24 protein-coding genes are annotated in these 25,666 nt (G+C 57.2%); 10 read left to right on the top strand and 14 right to left on the bottom strand.

All coding sequences use genetic code 11. The features are described 5' to 3' along the window. Window positions 1-59: 59 nt before the first annotated feature. Window positions 60-530, bottom strand: a complete 471-nt coding sequence (locus ACWKV9_RS25675) for a ferritin-like domain-containing protein (protein WP_483838905.1) — start codon at window positions 528-530, stop codon at window positions 60-62. 244 nt (window positions 531-774) lie between these two features. Between ACWKV9_RS25675 and ACWKV9_RS25680 the strand changes: the two genes are divergently transcribed. Together ACWKV9_RS25680 and ACWKV9_RS25685 are read left to right on the top strand one after the other, a co-directional pair. Next, entirely contained in the window at window positions 775-1,050 is a 276-nt protein-coding gene (locus ACWKV9_RS25680) for a DUF3820 family protein (protein ID WP_483838906.1), read from the top strand. Window positions 1,051-1,078: 28 nt separating this feature from the next. Next, on the top strand, window positions 1,079-2,260 hold the full coding sequence (locus tag ACWKV9_RS25685; protein ID WP_483838934.1) for an aminotransferase class V-fold PLP-dependent enzyme: 1,182 nt from the start codon (window positions 1,079-1,081) through the stop codon (window positions 2,258-2,260). 142 nt (window positions 2,261-2,402) lie between these two features. On the opposite strand, the gene ACWKV9_RS25690 is transcribed toward ACWKV9_RS25685, so the two are convergent. From ACWKV9_RS25690 to zwf, 3 genes are read right to left on the bottom strand one after another with little or no spacing between them, the layout of a single operon-like run. Continuing rightward, window positions 2,403-3,077 (bottom strand): bifunctional 4-hydroxy-2-oxoglutarate aldolase/2-dehydro-3-deoxy-phosphogluconate aldolase, encoded by a 675-nt coding sequence (locus tag ACWKV9_RS25690; protein WP_483838907.1) that lies wholly within the window; start codon window positions 3,075-3,077, stop codon window positions 2,403-2,405. 17 nt (window positions 3,078-3,094) lie between these two features. Continuing rightward, window positions 3,095-3,817: a 6-phosphogluconolactonase gene (gene pgl / locus ACWKV9_RS25695; RefSeq protein WP_483838908.1), complete on the bottom strand. Its 723-nt coding sequence runs from the start codon at window positions 3,815-3,817 to the stop codon at window positions 3,095-3,097. Then, complete coding sequence (zwf, locus tag ACWKV9_RS25700) at window positions 3,804-5,273, bottom strand: glucose-6-phosphate dehydrogenase (RefSeq protein WP_483838909.1); 1,470 nt, start codon at window positions 5,271-5,273, stop codon at window positions 3,804-3,806. Before zwf ends, pgl begins: the two co-directional genes overlap by 14 nt. Before the next feature lie 218 nt (window positions 5,274-5,491). Between zwf and ACWKV9_RS25705 the strand changes: the two genes are divergently transcribed. Continuing rightward, window positions 5,492-6,361, top strand: coding sequence for a MurR/RpiR family transcriptional regulator (locus ACWKV9_RS25705; RefSeq protein WP_483838910.1), 870 nt, complete (start codon window positions 5,492-5,494; stop codon window positions 6,359-6,361). 100 nt (window positions 6,362-6,461) lie between these two features. Here ACWKV9_RS25705 and ACWKV9_RS25710 read toward each other — a convergent pair whose 3' ends face one another. The 10 genes from ACWKV9_RS25710 to edd all read right to left on the bottom strand — a co-directional run bounded on the left by ACWKV9_RS25710 (window position 6,462) and on the right by edd (window position 18,839). Further along, complete coding sequence (locus tag ACWKV9_RS25710) at window positions 6,462-7,337, bottom strand: D-hexose-6-phosphate mutarotase (RefSeq protein WP_483838911.1); 876 nt, start codon at window positions 7,335-7,337, stop codon at window positions 6,462-6,464. Window positions 7,338-7,584: 247 nt separating this feature from the next. Then, the gene (locus tag ACWKV9_RS25715) at window positions 7,585-8,940 is read right to left on the bottom strand and encodes a carbohydrate porin (RefSeq protein ID WP_483838912.1); all 1,356 of its coding nucleotides are present in this window, start codon (window positions 8,938-8,940) and stop codon (window positions 7,585-7,587) included. Between the two features lie 133 nt (window positions 8,941-9,073). After that, on the bottom strand, window positions 9,074-10,234 hold the full coding sequence (locus ACWKV9_RS25720; RefSeq protein ID WP_483838913.1) for an ABC transporter ATP-binding protein: 1,161 nt from the start codon (window positions 10,232-10,234) through the stop codon (window positions 9,074-9,076). A 2-nt stretch (window positions 10,235-10,236) separates the two neighbouring features. Next, window positions 10,237-11,082 (bottom strand): carbohydrate ABC transporter permease, encoded by an 846-nt coding sequence (locus ACWKV9_RS25725; protein ID WP_483838914.1) that lies wholly within the window; start codon window positions 11,080-11,082, stop codon window positions 10,237-10,239. Continuing rightward, window positions 11,075-11,983, bottom strand: coding sequence for a carbohydrate ABC transporter permease (locus tag ACWKV9_RS25730; RefSeq protein ID WP_483838915.1), 909 nt, complete (start codon window positions 11,981-11,983; stop codon window positions 11,075-11,077). The genes ACWKV9_RS25725 and ACWKV9_RS25730 overlap by 8 nt, the downstream gene beginning before the upstream one ends. A gap of 147 nt (window positions 11,984-12,130) precedes the next feature. Then, a complete protein-coding gene (locus ACWKV9_RS25735) occupies window positions 12,131-13,417 on the bottom strand; it encodes an ABC transporter substrate-binding protein (protein ID WP_483838916.1) in 1,287 nt (428 codons plus the stop codon). A 274-nt stretch (window positions 13,418-13,691) separates the two neighbouring features. Further along, the gene (locus ACWKV9_RS25740) at window positions 13,692-15,098 is read right to left on the bottom strand and encodes an ATP-binding protein (RefSeq protein ID WP_483838935.1); all 1,407 of its coding nucleotides are present in this window, start codon (window positions 15,096-15,098) and stop codon (window positions 13,692-13,694) included. Between the two features lie 60 nt (window positions 15,099-15,158). Next, window positions 15,159-15,896 (bottom strand): response regulator, encoded by a 738-nt coding sequence (locus ACWKV9_RS25745; RefSeq protein ID WP_483838917.1) that lies wholly within the window; start codon window positions 15,894-15,896, stop codon window positions 15,159-15,161. A gap of 154 nt (window positions 15,897-16,050) precedes the next feature. Beyond that, window positions 16,051-17,016, bottom strand: coding sequence for a glucokinase (locus ACWKV9_RS25750; protein ID WP_483838918.1), 966 nt, complete (start codon window positions 17,014-17,016; stop codon window positions 16,051-16,053). Continuing rightward, on the bottom strand, window positions 17,013-18,839 hold the full coding sequence (gene edd / locus ACWKV9_RS25755; RefSeq protein ID WP_483838919.1) for a phosphogluconate dehydratase: 1,827 nt from the start codon (window positions 18,837-18,839) through the stop codon (window positions 17,013-17,015). The genes ACWKV9_RS25750 and edd overlap by 4 nt, the downstream gene beginning before the upstream one ends. Before the next feature lie 224 nt (window positions 18,840-19,063). Between edd and gap the strand changes: the two genes are divergently transcribed. The 7 genes from gap (at window position 19,064) to ACWKV9_RS25790 (ending at window position 25,559) form a co-directional block, all read left to right on the top strand. Beyond that, a complete protein-coding gene (gap, locus tag ACWKV9_RS25760) occupies window positions 19,064-20,065 on the top strand; it encodes a type I glyceraldehyde-3-phosphate dehydrogenase (protein ID WP_483838920.1) in 1,002 nt (333 codons plus the stop codon). Between the two features lie 199 nt (window positions 20,066-20,264). Further along, a complete protein-coding gene (locus ACWKV9_RS25765; protein WP_483838921.1) occupies window positions 20,265-20,798 on the top strand; it encodes an RNA polymerase sigma factor in 534 nt (177 codons plus the stop codon). Between the two features lie 111 nt (window positions 20,799-20,909). Then, the gene (locus tag ACWKV9_RS25770; protein ID WP_483838922.1) at window positions 20,910-21,140 is read left to right on the top strand and encodes a FecR/PupR family sigma factor regulator; all 231 of its coding nucleotides are present in this window, start codon (window positions 20,910-20,912) and stop codon (window positions 21,138-21,140) included. A gap of 151 nt (window positions 21,141-21,291) precedes the next feature. Then, a complete protein-coding gene (locus ACWKV9_RS25775) occupies window positions 21,292-23,901 on the top strand; it encodes a TonB-dependent hemoglobin/transferrin/lactoferrin family receptor (RefSeq protein ID WP_483838923.1) in 2,610 nt (869 codons plus the stop codon). 118 nt (window positions 23,902-24,019) lie between these two features. After that, window positions 24,020-24,628 carry a biliverdin-producing heme oxygenase gene (locus tag ACWKV9_RS25780; RefSeq protein ID WP_483838924.1) on the top strand — a complete coding sequence of 203 codons (609 nt, stop codon included), beginning with the start codon at window positions 24,020-24,022 and terminating at the stop codon, window positions 24,626-24,628. A gap of 92 nt (window positions 24,629-24,720) precedes the next feature. Then, on the top strand, window positions 24,721-25,143 hold the full coding sequence (locus ACWKV9_RS25785) for a YbaN family protein (RefSeq protein WP_483838936.1): 423 nt from the start codon (window positions 24,721-24,723) through the stop codon (window positions 25,141-25,143). A gap of 65 nt (window positions 25,144-25,208) precedes the next feature. Further along, a complete protein-coding gene (locus ACWKV9_RS25790) occupies window positions 25,209-25,559 on the top strand; it encodes a DUF5064 family protein (RefSeq protein ID WP_483838925.1) in 351 nt (116 codons plus the stop codon). Window positions 25,560-25,666: the final 107 nt, after the last annotated feature.

A 25,666-nucleotide genomic window follows, 5' to 3' on the forward strand; every position in this document is an offset into this window, starting at 1 on the left:
TTGAAAAAAATATTAAAAAAAAACGCCGAACAAGTCGGCGTTTTTTTAGCAGCTATAACTTAGCTAGCGCGGCGAACGGTGTCACGCAGAGCCTTCACTTTATCGTGATTGGCTTGGGTGCCAGCCAGCTGACGCTGGATCAGGCTGGTTACGTTCACTGGGAGATTTTTCTCCACAGCTTTCTGGTGCGCTTCTTTGTAAGCTTTCAAAGCGTGGTCTTCACCGGACTCGACTTCGTTCAGCACGGCTTCGTCGGTTTTGCCGGACAGAGCGGACTTCAGCTCTACCCACAAACGGTGTACACCACCAGCGGCGCTTGAGGATGTTTCTGGGTCGCCGCCCAGTGCGCGGACTTCTGCCTGCAGTTCAGCTACTGCAGTTTTGCACTCAGCAGAGCGGGACAGCAGATACGCTTTGATTTCTGGGTTCTTCGCGTCTTCAGCGGCGGTATGAAAACCCTTCTCGCCGTCGATGCTGGTCTCGATCAGGTCATTGAGTACGGAGATCGAATCTTTGTTGATATCAGACATTTGTCTTTTCCTTCCTGGCAGGTTGATCGAACTATAAATTCTGGAAGAGCGATCTATTTCAGCTCTGTGCAGTAGGTATTGCAGCGGCCGTGCCAGCTTTTAGCGCTAAGGTTTTTCTTTGTAAATCAATTAGTTATATTTATCAATACACAGACAGACCAAGCTTTCTGCATGATCTGTCGATTGGCACCGTTGCAGAATGCACGTATCGTTTCGGTTCACTTGAATAGACCAACGGCGCCCCATGGATCCCGAGAAACTCAAGCTTTTGGTGACGCGTGAAATGCCCTTTGGCAAATACAAAGGTCGCCTCATCGCCGACTTGCCCGGGCAGTACCTGAACTGGTTCGCACGCGAAGGTTTTCCCAAAAATGAACTGGGCGGCCTGCTGTCGCTGATGCAGGAGATCGACCATAACGGACTGTCCAGCCTTCTCGATCCACTGCGCACCCGTCCTCGCCAGCCGCTGAACGATCGCCCGGCCAAAACCACCATCCGCTTTACCAACAGGGACGACTGATATGTCTGAAGCACTGCACGCAGATTCGCTGCCTACTGCAACCGCCCGCGCGCAGGATGAAGCGTTCTGGCAGGAAGTCGCGGCTCAGTATGATGTTGCACCGGGTCCGGTGAATCTGGAATACGGCTATTTCGGGCGGATGACGCGCAAGGCGTTGCGCAACTACGAACAAAATCTGGCATACGTCAACGCCAGCAACTCGGTGTATGTGCGCCAGCAATTCGATGCAGTAGACAGCGAGATCATTCGCGCTCAGTTGGCGCAGGTAGTAGGCGCAGAGACCAGCGAAGTGGCGATCACCCGCTGCGCCTCGGAAGGCTTGCAGTCTCTGATTCGAAATTACAACGAGCTGCGTCCGGGCGATCAGTTGCTAATCAGCGACCTCGACTACATGAGCGTGCAAACCGCCATGCGGTGGTTGGCGAAAACCCGAGGCATAGAGCTGATCGAGATTCAGCACGCACACCCTGCAAGCTTCGAGGCATTACTTGATAGCTACCGTGTTGCCTTCGAAAGTTATCCACGCTTGAAGCTGATGGCGCTGACCCACGTGACACACCGCACAGGGCTGGTGATGCCGGTCCAGGCCATTGCTGCGCTGGCAAAAGAACATGGCATCGACGTGATTCTCGATGGCGCACACGCGCTGGGCCAAATGGAATTCAAGGTGAGCGAGCTTGGCGTTGCATTTGCTGGCTACAACCTGCAGAAATGGATCGGCGCCCCATTGAGCCTAGGCTTTATATATGTCGCCAAAGACCGTCTGCAATCGATCGATCCGGACATGGGCGACGCCCGCTATCCGCTCAATGAACTGCTATCACGTGTCCCGTATGGCACCCCCAACATCCCCGCGCTGATGACCTTGCCTACCGTGTTTAAAGAACATCTGGCGGTGGGCGGTTCGGGCGTCAAAGGGGCGCGGCTCAATTACTTGCGTGATTTGTGGGTCATCCCTGCCCGCGACATCGAAGGTATCGAGATTCTGACGCCCGATGATCCCAGGCTTTATGCGGGAATCACTGCTTTCCGATTTACGCGTCACCCGGATCAGCATGTGATGATTCAGCGACTTCTTGATGAGCACGGGGTGTTCACCGTCGCTCGCGAAGGCTCTGCCTGCGGGACATGCATACGCGTGACGCCAGGTTTCACCACCTCGGCCCAAGACATGGAGCGACTGGTCAAAGCGCTGCGGGTATTGGCATAACGGTCAGATTGCAGACGAAAAAAAACGGTGTCCGGACCAGGGAGCACCGTTAAAAAGCCAAGCTGTAATCGCGATAGCGCGCCCGAACCTCAACGAAGTATGTTTTCGTGGGTGAGCGCGCTGTTACATGTTCTGCCGCGAATCAATCAAACAGCGCGATTGCTTCAGCCGTCGCGTCGGTGATGCGATTCCAGTCGCCGTTCTTCACCCAGGCGTTGTCGATCATCCAGGTGCCGCCGACGCACATCACATTGGGCAGCGCCATGTAGCTCTTGAGGTTGGCCGCGCTGACGCCGCCGGTTGGGCAAAACCGCACTTCCGGGAACGGCCCGCCCAGCGCTTTGATCGCGCCAACGCCGCCGCTGATTTCTGCCGGGAACAGCTTGAAGCGACGATAGCCCAAGGCGTAACCGATCATGATTTCCGACGCACTGCTGATGCCAGGCAACAGCGGCAAGTCGCTTTGCACGGCAGCTTCCAGCAGATCCTGCGTGCTGCCGGGAGTGACGATGAACTGCGAACCGGCAGCTTCGGCAGCCGCCAGCATGCGACGGTCGAGAATGGTGCCAGCACCGGTGCAAAGCTCCGGCCGTTGATCGCGCAGGATGCGGATGGCTTTAAGGCCAAACTCTGAACGAAGGGTGACCTCCAGGGCATTCAAGCCGCCTGCTGCCAGCGCGTCGGCCAAGGGCAGCACGTCCTGTTCACGGGCGATAGTGATGACCGGCAATATCTTCGCTTTCGCGCACAGTGCGTCGATCTGGGCAATCTTGCTCGCCATGTCATTGAACGGCTGTTTTGCTTGGGTATTTTCCATGGCGGCTGATCCTTTGCTTATGGGCACCAGTAAATCTCTAGAGACGGGTTGAGAAAGGCACGAATCGGCATTTGGGCGATGTCATCGCCAGCCAGCGCCGTGCGCAGGGTTTCCAGTTTGGCCTGTCCGGAAATCGACAGAATCGGCGATTTCGCCGAGGCCAGAAGTTTGCGGGTCATGGTAAGACGCTGATGCGGCGTGGATGGCGCCAGCATCGGCAGACACAAATGCTCGCTGTTTAAATCCAGCGCATCGGCCAGGTTCGGGCTATTGGGGAATAGCGATGCCGTGTGGCCGTCATCGCCCATACCCAGTACCAGCACGTCAATGGACGGCATTTCTTCTTTAAGTGCGCTATCAGCCGCGGCTGCAGCTTCGTCCACCGTGGTGGTCGCGCGGTACAGACTGAAGAAACCGGCTTCGGCGGCAGGTCCTTGAAACAGGTTGCGCTTGACCAGGCCTGCGTTGCTGTCCGCATGTTCGGTCGGAACCCAGCGCTCGTCAGCCAGGCTGATTGCCACGCGAGACCATTCGATATCTTTCTTCGCCAGCGCCTGGAAAAAAGCTACCGGGCTCTTGCCGCCGGACACGACCAACGTCGCCGTGCCGTGCGGGTTGCTGTTGATAGCCGTCGTCAGCAAGTCGGCCACATGATTGGCCAATGCCTCTGCCAGCAGGGTTGGGTTATCGAATTCGGCAGCCTTCAGGCCATCCGGAAATTCAAGTTCACATATCGCCATACCAGGATCTCCCGTCACGCGTAATAAGGGCAATGGAGCTCATCGGACCCCAGGAACCGGCCGGATAAGGCTTGGGCGCATCGCCCGCTTTCTTCCAGCCAGCAATCAGCTGGTCGCACCATTGCCACGCAGATTCGATTTCGTCCTTGCGGACAAACAGGTTTTGATTGCCGCGCATCACTTCCAGCAACAACCGCTCGTAGGCATCGGGAATCCGGGCACTGCGGTAGGCATCGGAAAAGCTAAGCTGCAGCGGGTTGCTACGCAATTGCATGCCTTTGTCCAGGCCCTGATCCTTGGTCATCACCTGCAGGGAAATCCCTTCATCGGGCTGCAGACGGATGATCAGGCGGTTGCTGATTTGCAGCCGCTGCTCCGGCGCGAAGATATAGTGCGGCGGCTCTTTGAAATGGATCACGATCTGCGACAGCTTTTGCGGCATGCGCTTGCCGGTACGCAGATAGAACGGCACGCCTGACCAACGCCAGTTACGAATGTCGGCACGAATGGCGACGAACGTTTCGGTGTCGCTCTGGGTGTTGGAGTTTTCCTCCTCCAGATAACCAGGGACCGGCTTGCCTTCGCTGTAACCGGCGATGTACTGCCCGCGCACCACTTGGGTCGCCAGACGCTCCGGCGTGAAAGGTGCCAGGGCTTTGAGCACTTTCACTTTCTCATCCCGAATACTGTCAGCCGACAGATCGCTGGGAGGGTCCATGGCAATCAGGCATAACAGCTGCAACAGGTGGTTCTGAATCATGTCGCGCAGTTGCCCGGCCTGGTCAAAATACCCCCAACGGCCCTCAATCCCCACCTTCTCCGCCACGGTGATCTCAACGTGGGAAATATGGTTCTGGTTCCACTGGGTTTCAAACAGGCTGTTGGCGAAGCGCAGCGCGATCAGGTTTTGAACGGTGTCCTTGCCCAGGTAGTGATCGATCCGGTAAACGCGATTTTCCGGAAGGAACTGGGCCACGGCGTCGTTGACCCGACGCGATGAAGCAAGGTCATGACCGATTGGCTTTTCAAGTACCGCGCGGGTGCGTTCGGTCAGATTGACCGACGCAAGGTTTTCGCAAATGGCGCCATAAACCGACGCAGGGGTGGCGAAATAGGCGATCAAGGTTTCAGCGTCGCCTACCGTTTCGGCCAGGGCGACGTAATCTTCGGCCTTGAGAAAGTCAACGTGCAGGTAACTCAGGCGGGCCTGAAAACGCTCAACGTGTTCATTTTCCAGTTGGGCCTCAGGGACAAAGCGACGCAGGCTTTTGTCGATATAAGCCAGATGCTCCTCTGGGGTCCCGGTTTCGCGAGCCAGGGCTAGAATTCGGGTGTCGGCATGCAGCAGTCCTGCTCGATCAAGCTGGTATAACGCTGGAAACAGTTTGCGTACTGCCAGGTCACCCAAGGCGCCAAACAGGGCAAAAGTGCACGGTTCAACCGTAATCGAAAGCATAATGTTGGTTCTTTTATCAAGTTAGGCTACAAATACCTTTTTTAAAGGCGTTACTCAAGGCCATATGTAGTAATAACCACAACATTTCGTCATAAAGCACTTTCCGGTGGTGATCAACACAGGCCCTCAGTACGATAGGCCACCTTTGCGACAGGCTAAAGGCCCCTTTAGATAAACATCGTTTATCTCCCGTCGCAGCTTTAAAAGAAGGACTCTGAATGGACCGCGTACGCAATCTTCTGGAGCAGATCCAGAGCCGCCTGGAAGACTTGAACAAAGCCGAGCGCAAGGTCGCTGAGGCCATTCTGCTCAACCCTCAGCAAGCTACCCGCTTCAGCATCGCGGCCTTGGCACAAGCCGCCAAAGTCAGCGAACCAACGGTCAACCGGTTCTGCCGATCGTTTGAGGTCAGCGGCTATCCCGAACTAAAACTGCAACTGGCACAGAGCCTGGCCAGCGGCGCTGCTTACGTCAGTCGTGCGGTAGAAGCCGATGACAATCCCGAGGCCTACACCCAGAAGATTTTCGGCAGCGCCATTGCTTCACTCGACAGCGCGTTGCAGGCGATAGACCCCAACCTGGTGAGCAAGGCCGTGGATTTGCTGATTCAGGCGCGGCAGATTCACTTCTTCGGCCTTGGCGCCTCGGCTCCTGTGGCACTGGATGCGCAGCATAAATTCTTTCGCTTCAATCTGGCTGTAACGGCCCACGCCGACGTGTTGATGCAGCGCATGCTGGCTTCAGTGGCGCACACGGGCGAGCTGTTCGTGATTATTTCCTACACCGGGCGCACTCGCGAGTTGGTGGAAGTGGCACGCATTGCGCGGGAGAACGGCGCCTCAGTACTGGGCCTGACTGCGGCGGATTCGCCATTGGCCCGGGCCAGCACCTTGAGCCTGAACATTCCCCTGCCCGAAGACACAGACATCTATATGCCAATGACTTCGCGGATCATTCAGTTGACCGTATTAGACGTATTGGCGACCGGCATGACATTGCGCCGGGGCGTGGATTTCCAGCCGCATCTGCGCAAGATCAAGGAAAGCCTCAATGCCAGCCGGTATCCGGTGGATGATGAACTGAACTGAATGAGCTTCTCTCTGTAGGAGCGAACTTGTTCGCGAGCCGGCTTGCCTGACACACCGCAGAGTCTGGCTCGCCAACAAGTTGGCTCCTACAGCGATAGTCCTAATGCACCAAATGCGCCTGCAAGCTTAGTTTGGCCTGCTGCCCCGGCGCCAGGCTGAAGCTATCCGCCGCGCCCGACGCCGCTTCCACCCGCACAAACCCACTCGCCTCTCCCCCGCCCACTCCCAGCAGTGGCCGGCTGCCCGGATGCCAGACCACGGTGCTGGCGCTGTCGCCGGTGTCGATGCTCAAACGTCGGTGCCATGTTTCGTCCAGCAGCTCAAGGGCGCCAGCGTGCTCGAATACTCGCTGACAGCCGCCAGCGACCCGCAACTCGCCCTTTTGCTCACACACCCTGCGGTTCAGCTCGTCGTACCCGTGGGCGCCGTCCAGGCCGTCAACCGCCACATCAGCTACATCACTGATGCGCCAATAGGCATGCAGCGCGTGGCTGAACTGACAAGGCTGGCTGTCTTCGTGCTGAGTCTCCAGCCGCAAAGCCATGCTCTGGCCCAGCTCGGCGTACAAGTCAGCCTGCCAATCCCACAGCTTCAGACGCCAATGCAAGGTCACACCGGCTTCGCTTTCAGTACTGTCGATCAGCTTCCAGTCGAGCAGTCGTGCCCAACCATGAGCGGGCCAGACCTTTTCGCTTGGATGGCGACCCACCCACGGCCAGCACACCGGCACGCCGCCGCGTATGGCGCCGAACTGCGGCCACTGCGCGGCGCACCAAAGCCAGGGCTTTTGGTCACGAGGCTGAAAATGCAGCAATTGCCCACCCTGCCGACTGAAGACTGCCTGGCATTGCGGGTGATCGATCACCAGCACCTCCCGTTGCTGATAACGCTCCCACTGAAACGTTGGCATCGGGCGCGTGGCGGTGAAGAAGCGCTGCAGAGGGTGCTCAAGCGATGCTGATGCGTTGATGGCCATGGAGTGTTCCTGAGGCGCCACATTCTCCTGTAGGAGCTGACGAGCCGCCGAAGGCTGCGATGCGATTTGTCTGACGCACCGCAATCGCAGCCTTCGGCGGCTCGTCAGCTCCTACAACGGCAGATAATTTCAATAAAAAATGCCCTGAAACCACCAGAGCCGACAACAAAAAAAACGGGCAGCCAGGCTGCCCGTAAAGCACACACGACCCTTGATCGTTTGTGAAGCGGAGGAGCGTCCGCCTGAATCAGAACTTCGACTGAATCTTGATACCGGCAACCAGTGCGTTTTGAACGTCGTCCACACCGCCCGGGCTCTTCACGTACTGCAAGTTAGGACGCACGGTCAGCCAATCGGTGACGTGTACGCCGTAGTAGATTTCCGAGTTGTACTCAGTCTTCTGGATTGGCAGATAGCCTGGGTTGTCGTAGTCGTCGATGCCGTTGGTGGCATTGATCAGGCGACGGTTGTCCTGAGCATCGTCATTGACGTGGATACGGGCGATACCGATACCGATGTCATCCTTCGGACGGGCATTGAACGGGCCTTTGTAGACAAAACCGACCTGCTGGTAGTTGTCGACGAAGTTGGTGGCTTTGTCATGCACGGTCGCGTTGGCGAAGATGCTCAGACCACGGGAGGTGTCGCCACCTACGCTGGTCAACTGCTGCTGCGCCACGACCCACCAGCCGTGTTTGTTTTTGTGCGACTTGAAGTCACCACCGGCAGTCGCTTGCGGCTGACCGTTTTCGTTTTCGTACAGGTCATCGGCATTCGGGCTGCTGACGTAGTAACCGACGCGGTATTCGCCCGGCAACGCGTTGACTGTCGGCGACCAGACCAACTCAACCGGAACCACGGTGCCTTTGGCGCCGCTGCCACTCAACTTGAAGCTGTTGCCGGTTTCCAGGTACGAAGGGTTCTGCTCGTACACACCAATCTGGGCAAAGACTTCTGGCGTGATGTTGTACTTCACGCGCAATGCCCACTGGCTGACTGGCCAGTTGTACCAGGTGTTTACGTAGTTACCGACTTGCGAGCCGCAGAACGAAAGGTTCTGGAAGTCGCATGGGAAGCTGTTGAAGTCTTCGCCTTCGCCGAATCGCCCGGCTTTGATATCCAGTTTGCCGTCGAAGTACTTTTGCTTGACCCACATCTGTGTCAGACGCCAGGTCTGACCACGGCCCCAGACTTCTTGGGAAGAGCTGAGGGTGCCGGCGCGAGGATCGCCGATACGGTCATTGGAAATGTTGTTGCCGCTACGCTCGGTGATCGCCAGTTTGAATTCCGCGTCATGCCAGCCGAGAATTTTTTGCAGGTCCATCTGAACGCCAAACGCGAACTGATCGCTGTAGCGCCCGGTCGTGTCGTCGTTGTAGCCGCCATTGAGATTGGAGCCCGCTTCACCCACGTACTCGATAGGGAAATCAAAACCCTTGTCGTAAAGCTCTTGGCGCAGACCACCCCAGTCGCCGGTCAGGTGTTCGCTGGCGTGGAACGGCTCCATTGCAGAAGCGGTCCCGGACAACGTCAACGCACTCAGAACCGACAGTCCACCGATAAGCTGAAACTGCTTCAGCGATTTGCCTTGTACCTTCTTCATCCCTTAAATCCTCGTTTTATTGTTATTAGCTATAAACCGCGTTGTAACCACTTGCCTCGTGTGCCTGACTGGCCATTTTTACGGCAGGGTCGGCCAGTCAGATGTGCCCGCTTCTTGCTTTGTCGGTTGCGGATCAGTTGCGATTCAGCCGCGTGACATTGCTGACGCGTTCAGCGGCTGGCGACTTTCCCAATACACCCAATCGCTCCCCTGTCTGTGCGTCAAATAACAGGACCTTGCTCGGGTCGAATTGCAGATTCAACGACTCACCCACTTGTGGCGCCACATCCGGCGCCAGACGGCAGCAAACCTTACTGCCGTTGAGAGTAACGAACACCAGCGTATCGGGCCCGGTGGGCTCTGTAACTTGTACTTCAGCACGAATACCCGGCAAAACACCCGCTTCGCCGGACGCTAGCATGATCTGTTCAGGGCGAAGGCCCAGAATCACCTCACGATCCTCAAGACCTGCATCGTTCATGCTCATCGGCAATTCACAGCGGGCTTGACCACTGTCGAGCAGCGCTATCAGACGGCCATCTTTGCGTTGCAGACGCAACGGTATGAAGTTCATCGGAGGTGAACCGATAAAGCTGGCCACGAACAGGTTAGCTGGATCGTTGTAAATCTGCTTGGGCGTACCGAACTGTTGAATGATGCCGTCCTTCATTACCGCCACTTTGTCGCCCAGGGTCATCGCCTCGATCTGGTCATGGGTGACGTAAACGGTGGTGGTTTTCAGGCGTTGGTGCATCAGTTTCATTTCAGTGCGCATCTCGACGCGCAGCTTGGCGTCGAGGTTGGAAAGCGGTTCATCGAACAGGTAGATTTTCGGGCGACGGGCCAACGCACGGCCCATGGCCACGCGCTGCTGCTGACCGCCGGACAACTGGCCCGGCTTGCGATTGAGCAGGTGTTCGATCTGCAGCAACTTGGCGACTCGCGCCACTTCTTCGTCGATAGCGGCCTGACTCATCTTGCGAATCTTCAAACCGAATTCGATGTTCTCGCGCACGCTCATGGTCGGGTACAAGGCGTAGGACTGGAACACCATGGCGATGTCCCGATCCTTGGGGCTCATGCCGCTGACGTCCTGATTGTCGATCACAATCTCGCCGCCAGTGATGTTTTCCAGCCCGGCGATGCAATTCATGAGGGTCGATTTACCGCAGCCCGATGGACCGACCAGAATCAGAAATTCACCGTCGTTGATCTGCAGTTCGATGTTCTTCAGGGTGTCCGGCAGGCCGGGGCCATAAGTCTTGTTTACGTTGCGAAGTTCGAGCGTTGCCATGATTACCCCTTGACTGCGCCAGCCGTGAGGCCGCGCACGAAATACTTGCCTGCGACGATGTAAACCAGCAGGGTCGGCAGACCAGCGATCATCGCGGCAGCCATATCAACGTTGTATTCCTTGGCGCCTGTGCTGGTGTTGACCAGGTTATTCAACGCCACGGTAATAGGCTGGGAATCGCCGCTGGAGAACACCACACCGAACAGGAAGTCGTTCCAGATCTGGGTGAACTGCCAGATCAGACACACCATGATGATCGGCGTCGACATCGGCAGAATGATCCGTCGAAATATAGTGAAAAAACCGGCGCCATCAAGGCGCGCGGCTTTCACCAGCGCGTCAGGAATGCTCACGTAGTAATTGCGAAAGAACAGCGTCGTGAACGCCAGCCCGTAAACCACATGCACGAACACCAGACCGGTAGTGGTGCTCGCCAAGCCCATTTTTCCGAGGGTGAAAGACGCGGGCAGCAGCACAGTCTGAAACGGCAGAAAGCATCCGAACAGCAGCAGACCGAAAAACAACTGCGAGCCCCGGAATCGCCACATCGACAGCACATAGCCATTCAACGCACCGATAGCGGTGGAGATCAGTACGGCCGGGACAGTGATTTTGATCGAGTTCCAGAAATAGCCGTCTACCGTTGCCCAGGCTTTAACCCAGCCTATCCCGGTGACCACGGTTGGCCAGCTCAACAGGTTGCCAGTGCCGATGTCTTCCGGTGTCTTGAAGCTGGTGAGCAACATGACCACCAAGGGCACCAGATACAGCAGACATGCCAGGATCAGCACCGCATAAATCGCGATCCGGCTCAGGCTCAAGGCAGGTTTGCCAACGAGATTAGTCATTGCGCTTGGCCCTCAGCTCGGAATACAGGTACGGCACGATGATGGCGAGAATCGCCCCGAGCATCAGGATTGCACTGGCCGAACCCATACCCATTTGACCGCGGCTGAAGGTGAACGAGTACATGAACATCGCTGGCAGGTCTGAGGAATAACCCGGCCCGCCTGCCGTCATCGCAGCGACCAGATCGAAGCTCTTGATGGCGATGTGCGCCAGGATCATCACGGCACTGAAAAAGACCGGGCGCAGGCTTGGAAGCACGACCTTCCAATAAATTTTCGGCATGCTCGCGCCGTCGATTTGCGCAGCACGAATGATCGATTGATCGACCCCGCGCAAGCCCGCCAGAAACATCGCCATGATGAAGCCGGAGGCTTGCCAAACAGCAGCGATCACCAGGCAGTAAACGACGCGATCAGGGTCGATCAGCCAGTCAAGACGGAAGCCTTCCCAGCCCCAGTCCCGCAGTAATTTGTCCAGGCCCATGCCCGGGTTTAGCAGCCATTTCCAGGCCGTACCGGTGACGATCATCGAGAGCGCCATCGGGTAAAGGTAAATGGTACGAATGAAGCCCTCGCGACGAATGCGCTGGTCGAGGAACACCGCCAACAGCACACCTATCACCAAGGTAATACCGATGAACATGCCGCCAAAGACGGCCAGGTTCTTGCTCGCCACCCACCAGCGGTCGTTGTCGAACAGACGTTCGTATTGCGCCAGCCCGGCCCACTTGTAAGTGGGAAGAAAAGTCGAATTGGTGAACGAGAGTACAAACGTCCACAAAATGTAGCCGTAGAAGCCCACCAACACGATGAACATGCTTGGCGCCAGCACCAGTTTGGGTAGCCAGCGCTGCAGTGCATCGAACGGCGAGGCTTTGCTGAACACAGCAACAGAACTCATGTTGAAAATCCAGTACAAGGAATGAAGATTACAAAAGCAAGGTTTGTGGGAGGGAGCTTGCTCACGATGGCGGTGCGTCAGTCGCTTTGCATGCTGACAGAACGCTATCGCGAGCAAGCTCCCTCCTACAGGGAACGTCGTTAGTTGTTACTTGGCAGACTTGATCGCAGCACCGAGTTTCTTCGCCGCGTCAGCCGGATCGGCTTTCGGGTCGTTGATGTAGTTGGTCACGACATCAAAGAACGCACCCTGCACGGCAAGTGTGGTTGCCATGTTGTGCGCCATACTCGGTTGCAGGCCGCCGGTCTTGGCATCTGCCAGGAAGTCTTTGGCAGCAGTCTGGGCGCAGGAGTCGAAGCCGAGTTTTTCCATGTCGTTCAACATGTCGTTTCGAACCGGAATCGAACCCTTGTTGATGCTGAAGACTTTCTGGAAGTTTTCACCCAGTACGACTTTGGCGATGTCCTGCTGAGCAGCCGCAGTGCCTTTGTCTTTCTGCTTGAACACCGCCAGGGAGTCGATGTTGTAGGTGAACGCCGTGTCAGTGCCCGGGAAAGCTACGCACTGGTAGTCCTTGCCTGCGACTTTCTTGGCAGCGGTCCACTCGCTTTTCGCCCAGTCGCCCATGATCTGCATGCCGGCCTTGCCATTGATGACTTTGGCCGCTTCCAGGTTCCAGTCCTGGCCCTTGCCGTCAGCGTCCATGTAAGTGGCGACCTTCTTCAGCTCAGTCAGCGACTTGATCATTTCAGGACCGGTCAGTGCGCTGTTATCCAAGTCGACCAAGGCTTTTTTGTAACCGTCAGCGCCCATGACTGAAAGCACGACGGCTTCAAAAACGGTGCTGTCCTGCCAAGGCTGACCGCCGTGGGCCAGAGGAATGAAACCCGCGGCCTTGAGCTTGTCGCCTGCGGCGTAGAATTCTTCGAGGGTGGTAGGGGCTTTTTCGATACCGGCTTTTTTGAAGACTTCCGGGTTGATCCATAGCCAGTTCACACGGTGAATGTTCACCGGGACCGCTACGTAATCACCGTCATACTTCACGGTGTCGGAGACTTTCTTGTCCAGCAGACTGTCCCACTTTTCTTCTTTGGAGACGTCTTTCAGGACATCGGTATCCAGCAGACCGGTGGATGCCCATTCCTGAATGTCAGGGCCTTTGATCTGGGCAACGCCTGGTGGGTTGCCGGCAACTGCGCGGCTTTTGAGAACGGTCATGGCAGTTGCACCGCCGCCGCCTGCGACAGCGCCGTCTTTCCAGACAAAACCATCTTTTTCAACCTGGGCTTTGAGGACATCGACAGCAGCTTTTTCACCGCCGGACGTCCACCAGTGGACAACTTCCACAGTGCCTTTGGATTCAGCAGCGACGGCGCTCAGAGGAAACAACGAGGCGAGGGAAACAAGTGCAGCGAGACGGGTGATGGAATTCATCTATTTAACCTTTCTTGTTGTTATGCCTGAGCAAGTCTGGTGCTTGCGCTGCATGGATTCTAACCAAGGGGCTAGAGCGGACGGTAACGAAGGGACGCGCAAGTGTCACAGAGTTGTGACATTCAAATAACACTAATAAATACCACCCAATGCGATGCGTTTTCGTGGGAGCGGACCTGTCCGCGAAGGCATTCGTACATCCAACAAGGTTATAGCGAATGTCAGACCGTATTCGCGGACGGGTCCGCTCCCACAGGAGCAGCGCTCAACTCGCCTATTCCAACCCGCGCGGCAGAAACAACGTCACCCGCAGCCCGCCGTCACGCAGGTTTTGCAACGTGACTTCGCCGCCATGGCTGTGGGCTATGTTGCGAGCGATGCCAAGACCCAGCCCATAACCCTGCTGCTGGTTGCCCGCCAGACGGAAATGCGGCTCGAACACCTGTTCCAGACGCTGTTCCGGAACACCTGGGCCTTCATCGTCGACATGCAGAATGAAGGCCTCTGCATCATCCTCAACGTGCAGATGCGCCCTGTCGCCATACTTGATCGCGTTATCGATGAGGTTGCCCATGCAGCGCCGCAGCGCCAGCGGCTTGCCAGGGAACATCGACATTGCCTTGCCCTGCAACGTCACGCGACCATCGCCTTCGGGTGACAAATAGGGTTCGATCAGGCAATCGAGCGCGTGATTGAGATCAACCGGCTCGATGTTCTCGTGAATGTCTGTGTCCTTCACGCACTGCAACGCGCCCTTCACCAACAACTCAAGCTCGTCGAGGTCACGGGTGAATTTGGCCTGAGTAACTTCATCTTCCAGCAGCTCGACGCGCAAACGCAGGCGAGTAATGGGCGTGCGCAGGTCATGGGAGATGGCGCTGAACAATTGCCCTCGCTCGCTCAGATAACGGCTGATCCGGGCGCGCATGGTGTTGAACGCGCGGGTCACTTCAACCACTTCACTGCCCCCGCCCTCCACCACCGGCTCGACATCGGCGCCAAGGGACATGTCGCGCGCCGACCGCGCCAGGCGCTTGAGCGGGCCGCTTTGCCAATGCACCAACAGGCCGATGAAAAGCAACAGAAAAGTGCTGGTAAGGATGATGAACCAGACCTGCTGCGCGGGCAGGTCCTGCTCTTCGAGGCTGGTGTAGGGTTCGGGCAGCAGCGAGGCGATATACAGCCACTCGCCTTGGGACAGCTGAATTTGCGTAACCAGCACAGGCGGATTCACTGGCTCCAGGCTCAGCGCGTAATGGGCCCAGGAGCGCGGCAGCTCGTCGAGCTTCAAGCCTCCGTTGAAGATGCGCAGATCTTCAGGGCGAACGAACCAGATAGCGATGTCCGGGTCATTGCCCAGATGCTGGCGCAGCACCTCATCGACTGCGGTCAGCACAGCTTTTTTGCGTGGGGTCGGCTCGAGAATTGCCATGTCCAGCGGATGATCGTTGAGCGACACGACAAACCGCGTGCCACCCATATTGCGCAGCTGGTCCAGCACCAAGGGCCGATAGGCGACCGGCAGCGAGCGAAAGTAGCTGACGCTCGCGGCCATCGAGTGCGCAAGACTGCGCGCGCTGGTGATCAAGCCTTCCATTTGCGTGGCGCGAAGCTGTGACAGCCAGATCACGCTGGACAATGCCTGAGCCATAAACACGGCTAGCAGAGTCAGCAGCAACATGCGCCCCAGCAACGAACGAGGAACCGGCAATTTGCGCTTTTTTTCGATCACGATCACACGTCAGTAGCCGTTGCTGGCTTGGGGCAAAACATTCGCGGCCAGCAAATAACCACTGCCGCGCACGGTGCGGATCAATCGCGGCGCTTTACCGGTGTCACGCAAACGCTGACGCAAACGGCTTACCGCCATGTCGACGATGCGCTCCAACGGCATCAACTCCCGGCCACGGGTTGCGTTGCCAATGGTGTCGCGGTCGAGGATTTGCTGCGGGTTGTCGAGAAAAAGCTTGAGCAGCGCAAAATCTGCACCGGACAGAATCACCTCTTCGCCGTCACTGTGGAACAGCCGGTGACTGACCATGTCCAGTCGCCACTCATCGAAGACCAATACTTCGCCGCCCGAACGCTCCTGACCGAATTGCGCACGACGCAGCAGCGCCTTGATGCGCGCCTGAAGTTCGCGGGGGCTGAAAGGTTTGGCCATGTAGTCGTCAGCGCCGAGCTCCAGACCAATCACCCGGTCGGCTTCGTCGGAACTGGCAGTGAGCATGATGATAGGCACGTGGGGTTGCCGAGGGTGCTGCCGGACCCATCGACAAAGGCTGAAACCGTCTTCATCTGGCAACATAACATCGAGGATTAATAGATCGCTGGACTCTTCATTGAACGCCTGGCGAAACTGCGCACCATCGCCGACCGTTCGGACCTGAAAGCCGGATCGGCTCAGGTAGGCTTGCAATAACTCGCAGATTTCCAGGTCATCATCGACCACCAGAATCGATTTGCTGACAGCGTTCACGTTGGTCGTCCTTGTGTGCGTAATTTGTTGTTATGGATAAATCAACATCAGCAAACCTTGTGGGAGCGGACCCGTCCGCGAAAGCGATGTCAGGCCGCACAAACAGGCGTCGGATGTACCGAAGTCTTCGCGGACAGGTCCGCTCCCACGATATTCAAACCTGCTGCCCCAGCGCCTGATCCAATGCCACTCCCGCCCCCATCAATCCTGGGTATTGGGCAGTGACCAGCCACACCGGCACACCCTGAAAATAATCCTTCATCAGGCCTTTTTCAGCGAAAGCACGGTTGAAGCCACTTTGCATGAAGAAATCCACGAAGCGCGGGATCACGCCGCCTGCGATATATACCCCGCCGCGACCGCCGACCGTGAGCACATTGTTACCCGCCACTCGACCCAAAAACACGCAGAACTGCTCCAGCACTGCGGCAGCCACCGGATCTCCGCTCAATGCCGCTGAGGTAATGGCCGCAGGAGATTTCAGCGTTGGCTCGATTTCATCCACGGCGCAACTGACCCGATACAACAATAAAAGACCCGCGCCGCTCAGGACCGTTTCAGCGCTGACATGCTCGTGATCCTTCATAAGACGCATCCACAGCATCGCTTCACGCTCGCTGCCGATCGGCAAATCAACATGCCCGCCCTCACCCGGCACGGCCATCCAGTGTTTATCGCCGTTACGCACCAATGTGCCTACGCCAAGACCTGTGCCCGGACCGATGACCACTTTGGCCGCATTCGGGTCGCCCTTGCCGTGGCGCACGGTCAGGTACTCATCGTCACGCAGACGAGTCATGCCCAAGGCCATGGCCGTGAAGTCGTTGACCATGATCAAAGTGTCGATTTTGAGTTCGGCACAAAAGGAGGGCCGATTGATTTTCCAGTGGCTGTTGGTGAAGTGGAAATCATCCCCCACCACAGGACCTGCCACCGCGAGACAAATCGAGCCTACATCGCCCAATTGCAGTTCCAGGTCCTCGATGTAAATCAGCAGCGCTTTCTCGGGGCTAGCGTAATCGATGGTCGGGAACACCCGGACCGAATGCAGTTGGTCGTCTTCCCAAATGGCAAAACGCGCATTCGTCCCACCGATATCACCCACCATCGCCAATTTCACGTAAGCGTCTCCAGATTCGAAGTAAAGGCGCTGGCGCCCTTCTCCGCGGAGCTGAAGGCCATACGCATGAAGCCGAACAACTCGCGTCCGCTGCCCACATTGTTGGCCAGCCGACCGATTGCCGGTTCTCTAGCCGCCAATTCTGCCGGTTCAACCAGAACTTGCAACGTTCCTTTTACGCCATCGACGCGAATGAGATCCCCATCACGCACCAGTGCCAACGGGCCACCATCGGCCGCTTCAGGGCAGACGTGGATCGCCGCCGGGATTTTCCCCGACGCGCCGGACATGCGCCCATCGGTGATCAAAGCGACCTTGAAGCCACGATCCTGCAGCACCCCAAGGAACGGCGTCATTTTGTGCAGCTCAGGCATGCCATTGGATCGCGGCCCCTGAAAGCGCATGACGGCAACGAAATCGCACTCCAGTTCGCCCGCCTTGAACGCGTCCGCCAAGTCCTGCTGATCTTCGAACACCTTGGCGGGCGCTTCGACAATTTGATGCTCCAGTGCCACGGCCGATACCTTCATCACACCGCGCCCCACATTGCCCTCCATCACGCGCAAACCGCCTTCAGCGGAGAACGGACGGGCCACCGGGCGCAGGATGTGTTCGTCCAGGCTTTCGGTGGGGCCATCACGCCATACCAGTTTGCCGTCCTCCAGAAATGGCTCCTGGGTGTAGCGTCGCAATCCCCGCCCCATCACTGTGTTCACGTCCTCGTGCATCAAGCCTGCATCCAGCAGCTCGCGGATCAGAAACGCCATGCCGCCGGCGGCCTGGAAGTGGTTGATGTCGGCTTTGCCGTTCGGATAAACGTGGGTCAGGGTCGGCACGACTTCTGAGAGATCGGCCATGTCTTGCCAGGTCAATTGAATGCCGGCGGACTGCGCAATGGCGGGCATGTGCAGCGTGTGGTTGGTGGAACCGCCCGTCGCGTGCAGGGCAACAATCGAGTTGACCAGCGCACGCTCGTCCACAATCTCACCCAGCGGTATGAATTGACCGCTCTGTTTCGTAAGACGCGTTACCTGGTATGCCGCTTCGCGTGTCAGCGCATCGCGCATCGGCGTGTAGGGATTAACGAAGGATGCGCCCGGCAAATGCAGACCCATGACTTCCATCAACAACTGGTTGGTGTTGGCGGTACCGTAGAAGGTGCAGGTGCCGGGGCCGTGATAGGACTTCATTTCCGAGTCCAGCAGCTCCTCGCGCGTGGCCTTGCCTTCGGCGTAGCGCTGACGCACGTCGGCTTTTTCCTTGTTGGAAATGCCCGACACCATCGGCCCGCCTGGCACGAAAATGATCGGCAAATGACCGAAACGCAACGAGCCCATCATCAGGCCGGGGACGATTTTGTCGCAGATGCCCAGCATCAATGCGCCATCAAACATGTTGTGGGACAACGCTACGGCTGTGGCCAGAGCAATGACTTCGCGACTGGCCAGGCTCAATTCCATGCCAGGCTCGCCCTGGGTCACGCCATCACACATCGCTGGCACGCCGCCCGCGAACTGGCCAACGGAGCCAATCTCACGCAGTGCAGTTTTGATCTGTTCAGGAAAATGCTCGTACGGCTGATGCGCAGAGAGCATGTCGTTGTAGGAAGAAACAATAGCGATGTTGGCCGCATTCATCATCCGCAGGCTGTTTTTGTCTTCCGGACCACAGGCAGCAACGCCGTGGGCGAAATTGGCACATTGCAGCTTGCCGCGCATCGGGCCGTCGCTCGCAGCGCCCCGGATCATTTGCAGATAGCGCTGACGGGTTTCACGGCTGCGTTCGATCAGCCGTTCGGTTACCTCAAGGACGCGGGGATGCATTGTCATGAACTCCAGGCTAACTGATGTGGTCACCCGTTCGGGCCTTACAAATTTTCGACGAACAAACCGGACAACTGGCAACGGCTTGATTTTCAGACATTTGTGCAGGCATTGCGGGTTTCTATTTGTAGATAAAACAAAATACTGCCACTAAAAAGGCTTGTTTTCTATTTCTATGAGAATAATCTTGTAATTCCAACAACAAATTCAGTGAGGACGGGTGTATGACACTTCGCATCGCAATCAATGGTTTTGGCCGAATCGGCCGCAACGTCCTACGTGCACTCTATACCCAAGGCTACCGTCAGGACCTGCAAGTCGTCGCCATTAACGATCTGGGCGATAGTGAAATCAACGCCCATTTGCTCAAGTACGACACCGTTCATGGTCAGTTTGATGGCACCGTCGAATTTGACCAGGAAGGCCTGACCGTCAACGGCGACCGTATTTCGGTCAGCGCCATACGTAATCCTGCCGACTTGCCGTGGAAGGCTGAGAACATCGACGTGGTGTTCGAATGCACTGGCCTGTTCACCGACCGCAACAAAGCCGCCGCTCACATCACTGCCGGCGCTAAAAAAGTTATCATTTCGGCCCCGGCCAAAGGCGCCGATGCCACCGTGGTCTACGGCGTCAACCATGATGTATTGCGTCAATCCCATCAGGTCATCTCCAACGCGTCTTGCACCACCAACTGCCTTGCCCCGGTCGCTCAAGTGCTGCACCGCGAACTGGGTATCGAGAGCGGCTTGATGACAACGATCCACGCCTACACCAACGACCAGAACCTGATCGATGTTTACCACACCGACCCTTACCGCGCGCGTTCGGCAACCCAGTCGATGATCCCGAGCAAAACCGGCGCCGCAGAAGCGGTGGGCCTGGTGCTGCCTGAATTGGCCGGCAAACTGACCGGCATGGCGGTGCGCGTCCCGGTGATCAACGTATCGCTGGTGGACCTGACGATTCAGCTCAAGCGCGACGCGACGGCCGAGGAGGTCAACGCGATCATGAAAGAAGCCAGCCAGCACTCGAAAATTCTGGGCTACAACACCCTGCCGCTGGTGTCCCACGACTTCAACCATAACCCGCTGTCGTCCATCTTTGATGCCAACCACACCAAAGTCAGCGGCAAGCTACTCAAAGTGCTGGCCTGGTACGACAATGAGTGGGGCTTCTCCAACCGCATGCTCGATAACTGCCTGGCGTTGATGAACGCTGAGTGATGTTCTCGCTTCTGTAGGAGAGAACTTGTTCGCGAGATTTTAAGGCCAGACGGCTAGCCCGCCGCCCCGAATGTCTCGCCAACAAGTGGCCTCCCGCAGGCCGCTGTGGATCCGGAAAAACCCCGACACTTACAATTTATTGATCGACCCACAGGTGATAAGCATTATCATCCGCATCCTTTTTTGGCAGGGTGATTTTGTGAGTCAGTCGTCGCTCAATGACCTGTTTATCGTCCAGCGCACTACGCTGTTGCGCACCTTGCAGCGGATCGTCGATCACCCCGCCACCGCTGAAGACTTGCTGCATGAGACATGGTTACGCGTGGACCGGGTACTCAGGGACCGCGCTATCGATCACCTTGAACCCTTCGTTTTCAAGACCGCGCGCAATCTCGCGCTGGACCATTTGCGAACCCGCCACAATCACGCACGCACCGTCATTAACGATATGCCGGTTGCCGAGCTGAACAACATCAGCAGTTGCTCAACCCCTGTAGAAGACGAGACCCACGCGGCAAGGTTGCTCTGCATACTGAGCAAACACATCGCCAGTCTTTCCCCCAGACAACAGCGAATTTTCAGCCTCAATCGGCTGCAAGGCCGCAGCTATCTCGACATTGCAGAACAGCTCGGCATTTCTGCGAGCACCGTGCAAAAAGAGCTCAAGCTGATCATGGCGATTTGTGTAGGGGTGGCTGCACGGCTCGATGGCGGAGACAGCGATTGCCGATAACGGAGCAGTCGTCGTAGGAATCGTCTTGGCTTTTTGGAGGTTTTGTCTCGTTTCACGCGATACACTCGTCGCCTGAATCGAACGACATGACTGACAATCCGGAGGCCGGTGGTGAGCGAAAACGCTAAAAAAGATACTGTTGCACTGGCCGAAGCCGTGCTGAGTGACCCGGTGATGGATCAGGCACTAGCGTGGCTCATTGAGCTCGAAACCGCGACATTTGAACGGCATGAAGCCTTTAACGCCTGGATCGAGGCAAATCCGGCACATCGCGACGCCTTCGACAGAGCCGAAGCCATCTGGAACTCGTCGTCCGTGCGTGACGCCGCCTCCTCGCTCTAACCGAATCCTGCGCTTCGACACCCTGCCATCTTCCTGACGGATTTATTTTTACGCGATATCTGCTTGTGAATCGTTAAGTCATAGCCATGCAATTGACCCCATCGAAGGACAGTTGCGCTAACACGATCCGCAAGAGAAAGAGCGCTATCCAATGCCGTCAAGGTTCAAATCCGTCACGCCCCTCTCATCCTCGTCCCACCTACACGCCAAAAGCCAACCGGTGCACGCACTGTCTATCCTGACAGCGTCCATCCTCTCAGCTGGCGTATTTGCCGCGCCTGCGGTGCTCGCATCGCCGAGTGATCCAGGCAGCCGGCACGCGATCTTGCTTGAACCCACGACCATTACCGCTACGCGACAGGCGCGAGCGATAGACTCTGTACCGAGTACGGTCAGCGTGCAGCAGCGTGAGGAGCTGGATCGCCAGAACATCAATAACATCCGCGATCTGGTGCGGTACGAACCCGGCGTATCTGTCGCAGGGGCAGGTCAACGAGCGGGCACTACCGGCTATAACATTCGGGGGATCGATGGGGATCGAATCCTGACTCAAATCGATGGCGTTGAAACCCCGGGAAGCTTCTTTTTTGGACCGTTTGCCGAATCGCACCGCAATTACGTGGACCCGGAAATCATCCAGCGTGTGGAAATCCTTCGCGGCCCCGCGTCCTCGCTTTACGGAAGCAGCGCAATTGGTGGAGCTGTCAGCTACTTCACGCTGAACCCGGACAACATCATCAAGGAAGGGCAATCGGCAGGCGCCCGGCTCAAGGCCGGTTACAGCTCCGCCGATCGCAGCTGGCTCAAGTCTGCGACCGTCGCCGGGCGTGAAGGTGAGGTCGATGCCTTGCTGCACCTGAGCGAGCGCAACGGGCGGGAAACCAGCTCGTACGGCGAAACCGGTGGCTCAGGTTTGTCGCGTACTCGGGCGAACCCGGAAGATAACGACGCCACGAATGTGCTGGCAAAGCTGGGCTGGAATTATGCGGAGGATTCCCGACTTGGGCTGACCTATGAGAAATACGAAAATGACCGCGATACCCACCAACGCAGCGCCGTCGGCGGTCCATTTGGCGAAGGCATTGGGCGGGGCATGTACAAGTGGCGCGACAGCTCTGACCTGATAACCCGTGAGCGCTTTGGCCTGGAACACAGGTTCAAAGTCGACAGCGTGCTGGCGGATAACGTCAAGTGGAGCCTGAACCATCAGACCGCCAAGACCGAGCAACACACGTACGACCTTTACAAGGTTTCGCCTCGCTCAGGGCAACGACCTACGCATGGCCCGGGCGCGAAAGCCGGGGCTGCGGGCGGACATGCTGGTCATTCGGGTCATGCAAGTCATGCAAGTCATCCAGGCGGCGGCCAGGGCCCTTCCGCCAGACCCCGCGCCAGCCATGGCGCACACAGTCAGCCCACCAGCGCGCAGGGACACGGCGGCCGCCCTGCATCAAGTCACGGGGCAAAGGCGGCGGCGGGCGAACCAGGGCGTCTGGTCCACCGTGAGCGCGATACCGTCTACCAGGAAAGCCAGTGGATACTCGACACGCAATTGGACAAGGCATTTTCCGTCGCCCAAACCGAACATGTGTTGACCTATGGTGCAACGCTCAAGCAACAGAAGACCACTGGCGAGCGCTCCGGCAGCGGTCAGTGCGCACAGGCCTTCGGCAGTTGCAAGGAGATTGGTGACGACAGCCCAGGTGATCGCCTCAAACCTACAAGCGATTTCCCCGATCCAACCGTTACCAGCTATGGGCTGTTCGCTCAGGACGAGATTCGGTGGAATGACTGGACCTTCATGCCTGGCCTGCGCTACGACTACACCCGGCTCGATCCGAAAATCACCCGAAAATTTCTCGCGGGCCTGCCTGCCGAAAAGTCCTCGCCAGGCATACCCTCCAACGTCGGCAATGGGGATCGGATCTGGCACAGGTTTTCCCCAAAACTGGGCATGACGTATGCGTTCAACGATCAATACACCTGGTATGGGCAGTACGCAGAAGGTTTCCGCACGCCTACCGCCAAAGCGCTGTATGGACGCTTCGAAAGCGCTCAAGGCGACTATGTCATCGAGCCCAATCCAGCGCTCAAACCCGAAAAGAGCAAAAGCTATGAAACCGGACTGCGCGGCAGCTTCGACGCTGGCTGGTTCGACGTGGCGGTATTTCACAACAGATACCAAGACTTCATCAATGAAGATGCACTCGCCCCTGGCTATGACCAAGCCAGATTCCAAAGCGCCAACATCAAGCACGCCACCATCAATGGGCTAGAGATCAAGAGCCGTCTGGATCTCGACGTACTTGGCGCACCGGAGGGGCTCTACTCGCTGGGATCGGTAGCCTATGCCCGCGGCCGCAACGATGACATCGGCAAACCCATCAACAGCATCAATCCGCTGACAGGGGTGTTCGGGCTGGGGTACGACCAATCCAGCTACGGTGGGCTCTTGAGCTGGACATTGATGAAGCGCAAGACGCGCGTCGATAACAGCACGTTTAACGCGCCCGACGGGACGTCCGGCCGTTTCAAGACACCAGGCGCTGGCATCCTCGACCTGACTGCGTACTACAAGGTGACCGACGATCTCACGATCAACAGCGGCATCTACAACCTCGCCGATAAAAAATACTGGCGCTGGGACGATGTACGCGGGTTCAGCGGATCAGGCGAAGGGGCGGTTATCAGCCCTGCAAACCTGGACCGTCTGACACAGCCTGGGCGCAATTTCGGCGTCAACGTGGTGTGGGACATCTAGCACTGACCGATGCGCCTCTGAAATCCGAGGCGCATTTCTAAATTTCCAGCAGCGCTCGTTCGTTTACTCAGTAAGCCTGCGCCAATCCTTTTCACTTTCGTAACGCCAAGGAAGACCCATGACCCAAGAGCCCCAGCGCCCCCTTCTGCGCTCGCAACGCTTGAACCAGATCACCCACGCGCCACACGAACAGCTCGATAAAGCCGTCAAAGCCCACGCTCCCTTTGAAACCCTGGCCAGTTACACGAGGTTTCTGACCGCTCAATATCTGTTTCAGGAAGAGCTCAAAGCACTGTACACCGACCCGCAATTGATCCAGATCGTGCCTGATCTGCCGGAGCGCTGCCGTGCCGAGCAAGCCAAGGCTGATTTGATCGATCTGCAGACATCGATCCCTGCGCCAGTGACGGGCGCGGTTCAAGACCCACCCTTCGCCGAGGCCCTGGGCTGGCTGTTCGTATCCGAAGGCTCGAAGCTGGGCGCTGCCTTCCTGATCAAGCGCGCGGTGGCGCTGGACTTGAGCGACAGCTTTGGCGCGCGGCATTTGGGCGAACCCACCGGAGGCCGCGCTGACGGCTGGAAACGCTTCATTCGCACCCTTGACGATCTGCCCATGAGCGCCGAGCAAGAGCAGCAGATCGATAAAGGCGCGCTAGACGCGTTCCAGCGTTTCAATCACCTGCTCGAACATGCCTACGCAGGATCGGCGGAACCGGTTACCGCCTGAATGCTTTAAGTTGCGCCCTGCGCTGGTAAGCTGGGCGCCTTCCGTGGACCACCCACCGTGGATTGCCTCTCTTGACCCTGTATTCCGAGACCATGACCAGCAAACCACCCGGTAGCAAATTGTCCCGCATCCTCTTTGGCATCCTGGCTTACGTCAGCCTGACCATCGGCATCATTGCGATATTTATTCCGGGGCTGCCGACCACCGAATTCATCCTGCTTGCGGCCTGGGCTGCAACGCGAAGCTCGCCACGCCTGAGCGCCTGGCTGGAAAACCATCGGCTGTTCGGCCCTATGCTTTACAACTGGCGCAACGGCAAAAAGATCACGCGCCGGGCCAAGATCAGCGCCACAGTAACGATGCTGCTGTGCGCAGTCATGATGCTGGTGGTGCTCAACCATAACTGGTGGATCTATTTCGCGGTGACGGGAATGGTGCTGGTCAATCTGTGGATCTGGTCGCGCCCGGAGCCTGCCGTGCAGCGAGAGGATTGCCCGGAGAGTTCCGGCCATTGATGAACCCCCGGGCCGCAGCAGGGTCTGCCTTACTACGTTCATCACCTTTCGCTGGAGCAATTCTCATGTTCGAGCCAGGCCATCTGCATATCACCCACCCTGCCGTGCAACCGGAAGACGTGGGTTACGACATCCACATCCGCTATGAGGTTAGCCAGACCGACTCGGGCGCCGGCATGCATTTTTCCCTTGAGGGAGAAATCAACGGCAAGCCGTTTAGCGATGAGTTCGAGCTGCCCAAGGACAAGGCCTACAACTTCGCCAGTGAAGCCTCTCGAATCGCCGAAAAACATGGTTTGCCCAAAGACATTGATATGCATGCGATGAACGGCCAGTACGACGCCATGTTCGAGGACATTCGCGACAAGCTGGACGCTAAGTCTGGTGACCCTGTGAAGCCTGAGCATCTGGAATAAGACTTATGAATTACCCGTGGGAGCGGACCCGTCCGGGTACAAACCGGGGACATCCTTTACGTTTTAAACCGGAGACATCGTTTACGTTTTAAACCGGAGACATCGTT

The organism is Pseudomonas corni, assembly GCF_057128765.1.

Coding starts and splice junctions, on each gene's coding strand:
- ACWKV9_RS25675 (WP_483838905.1), bottom strand. CDS start 530: ATGTCTGATATCAACAAAGATTCGATCTCCGTACTCAATGACCTGATC.
- edd (WP_483838919.1), bottom strand. CDS start 18,839: ATGCATCCCCGCGTCCTTGAGGTAACCGAACGGCTGATCGAACGCAGC.
- ACWKV9_RS25720 (WP_483838913.1), bottom strand. CDS start 10,234: ATGGCAACGCTCGAACTTCGCAACGTAAACAAGACTTATGGCCCCGGC.
- ACWKV9_RS25715 (WP_483838912.1), bottom strand. CDS start 8,940: ATGAAGAAGGTACAAGGCAAATCGCTGAAGCAGTTTCAGCTTATCGGT.
- ACWKV9_RS25735 (WP_483838916.1), bottom strand. CDS start 13,417: ATGAATTCCATCACCCGTCTCGCTGCACTTGTTTCCCTCGCCTCGTTG.
- ACWKV9_RS25780 (WP_483838924.1), top strand. CDS start 24,020: ATGACCCAAGAGCCCCAGCGCCCCCTTCTGCGCTCGCAACGCTTGAAC.
- ACWKV9_RS25775 (WP_483838923.1), top strand. CDS start 21,292: ATGCCGTCAAGGTTCAAATCCGTCACGCCCCTCTCATCCTCGTCCCAC.
- ACWKV9_RS25710 (WP_483838911.1), bottom strand. CDS start 7,337: ATGGCCATCAACGCATCAGCATCGCTTGAGCACCCTCTGCAGCGCTTC.
- ACWKV9_RS25725 (WP_483838914.1), bottom strand. CDS start 11,082: ATGACTAATCTCGTTGGCAAACCTGCCTTGAGCCTGAGCCGGATCGCG.
- ACWKV9_RS25730 (WP_483838915.1), bottom strand. CDS start 11,983: ATGAGTTCTGTTGCTGTGTTCAGCAAAGCCTCGCCGTTCGATGCACTG.
- ACWKV9_RS25690 (WP_483838907.1), bottom strand. CDS start 3,077: ATGGAAAATACCCAAGCAAAACAGCCGTTCAATGACATGGCGAGCAAG.
- ACWKV9_RS25785 (WP_483838936.1), top strand. CDS start 24,721: ATGACCAGCAAACCACCCGGTAGCAAATTGTCCCGCATCCTCTTTGGC.
- ACWKV9_RS25680 (WP_483838906.1), top strand. CDS start 775: ATGGATCCCGAGAAACTCAAGCTTTTGGTGACGCGTGAAATGCCCTTT.
- ACWKV9_RS25740 (WP_483838935.1), bottom strand. CDS start 15,098: ATGTTGCTGCTGACTCTGCTAGCCGTGTTTATGGCTCAGGCATTGTCC.
- gap (WP_483838920.1), top strand. CDS start 19,064: ATGACACTTCGCATCGCAATCAATGGTTTTGGCCGAATCGGCCGCAAC.
- ACWKV9_RS25705 (WP_483838910.1), top strand. CDS start 5,492: ATGGACCGCGTACGCAATCTTCTGGAGCAGATCCAGAGCCGCCTGGAA.
- pgl (WP_483838908.1), bottom strand. CDS start 3,817: ATGGCGATATGTGAACTTGAATTTCCGGATGGCCTGAAGGCTGCCGAA.
- zwf (WP_483838909.1), bottom strand. CDS start 5,273: ATGCTTTCGATTACGGTTGAACCGTGCACTTTTGCCCTGTTTGGCGCC.
- ACWKV9_RS25790 (WP_483838925.1), top strand. CDS start 25,209: ATGTTCGAGCCAGGCCATCTGCATATCACCCACCCTGCCGTGCAACCG.